Origin of the sequence: Thermococcus sp. ES12 (assembly GCF_012027515.1) — an archaeon.
Lineage (GTDB): Archaea > Methanobacteriota_B > Thermococci > Thermococcales > Thermococcaceae > Thermococcus > Thermococcus barossii.
Genome location: NZ_SNUP01000120.1, coordinates 1 through 403, shown reverse-complemented (window position 1 = coordinate 403; position 403 = coordinate 1). Strand labels below are relative to the sequence as shown.

Here is a 403-nt window from a genome sequence, read left to right as displayed (position 1 = left end):
CAAAATGGAGAAATTAAAAGTCCTTCACGTTGATATCGGAGGTTGTGAAGGCTGTAATGTTAGCATTTTAAGAGCACTTCCGAACATCCAAGAGTTCGTTGATTTAGACATGAAGTACCTTGCAAAGAAAACTTGCGCTGAGGACAAGTATGATATGGTCATCATAACTGGTGGAGTTTGTATGAATGAACCTCATATAATTGAAAAGGTAAAGAGCCTTAGAGAGAAAGCAAGCACTCTCGTTGCTTTCGGCTCATGCGCTACATTTGGAGGAATTTTAAGGTTCTGTAGAGGCGGACAAGAGCCTAGACCCGACCACAGAAACTTCCAGCCTGTAAACAGTGTTATTAAGGTTGATTACTCTATTCCCGGCTGTCCTCCGACTCACCAAATGGTTCAGTCG

Annotated in this window: 1 pseudogene; it reads left to right on the top strand. The window is 42.4% G+C overall.

Annotated elements, in window-relative coordinates:
• Window positions 1-403, top strand: a pseudogene (locus E3E37_RS11350) (coenzyme F420 hydrogenase); the annotation flags it as partial.